The following is a 1,304-nucleotide window of genomic DNA, read 5'->3' on the forward strand; positions in this document are numbered from 1 at the left end:
GCGGCACCTTCCTTCCCTGACGGCGCATCGCTGGTCAGCGAATAATGTTTACATTCCAGGCTGATTTGTGCTGGTTTACTGTACGCTCCGCTGCCAAACACATTCAGGCAGAGCGTCCATGCCAGCAGTGCCAGAGATTTGTCCGGTTGCTGCATGAGTGCCGCCTGGACTGCCAGCGTGCGTTCGGAAGACATTTTCGTCAGCAGTGGCAGACTGATTTCCTCCACTGACGCTTTCTCCTGCATCTGTTCCGTGCGGTCAGCGTCGTCAGCCACGTCATCCTCACTGCGCAACTGCACACCACGCTGGACACACACGTTGCCATAACGCCAGGACACCACCACACCGCTTCCGGCACGCATCTCCGGCGTCCACGCTCTGACCTTCGCCATGCAGCGCATCAGCTTCATTTCTGCTTCCAGCAGGTCGGATTCCTCACACTGGTTTTCCAGTGCGTCGTAACGTGCCATCAGTTCGTTCAGGCGTTCTTCTTCCGCCTCCGTCAGCACTGCTTCCGGCTGCGGCAGGTTGCGGTATGCCCGGGCATCTTCACGGCACTCACCAACGGCCTCCATGCGTCCGGCACACCATCCCCAGCCCTCGGCTTCCCGAAGGTACTCTGCAACAGCCTGGAGTTTTTCCAGCAGGGCGGCATCGAGCGCAACACAGTCCACATAGCCACCCTCATCGTCGCTGAACAAATCAGTGCGCAGTTCATCTGGCGAGAAGGCATCAGCCCCCACGAAGCGGAATTTAGTGTTCCCCGCCACCGCCACTTCACTTTCGGTCACCAGACGACGAATGGTCTGTACTTCCGGTTTTCCGCCCCATCCCGACTGACAGGCAGCTTCAAACACCTGCACCTGACGCGCGGTGTCGTTCTCCAGCGCCAGCGCCTGACAGTGCTCTGTGGTGATGCGGTCTTCTGCCAGCGCATCGAGGATGACAGGCGCAAGGTCAGCCAGTTTCAGCATTCGCTGAACGTGGCGGGGTGAATAGCCCAGCAAATCACCGATTTGTGCAGGTGTTTTGCCTTCCTGCGCCATTGCGCGGAATCCGGCAATCTGTTCGGCAGGGTGCATATCCCGACGATGACCGTTTTCAGTCATTGATGCGGCAGTCGCCAGTTCCTGCGGAATGACCTTCACACGGACAGGCCAGTCCGCCGGAAGGATGTTGCGCTCTGCCAGCATGTTGAGTGCTGCCAGTCGGCGACCACCTGCGGCGACACCGTGGCGGTCACCTGGCAGGGCATGAACAACCAGATTCTGTAACAGGCCGACACCTTTAATGGAGTCCGCCAG

1 protein-coding gene is annotated in these 1,304 nt (G+C 59.1%); it reads right to left on the reverse strand.

Annotated features, from left to right (window positions below; all coding sequences use genetic code 11):
- Positions 1–1,304: ParB/RepB/Spo0J family partition protein (locus tag BEB54_RS28035; protein WP_105282344.1), on the reverse strand; the 1,304-nt coding region annotated here is incomplete at both ends.

The organism is Escherichia sp. MOD1-EC6021 (assembly GCF_002965245.1).
Lineage (GTDB): Bacteria > Pseudomonadota > Gammaproteobacteria > Enterobacterales > Enterobacteriaceae > Escherichia > Escherichia coli_F.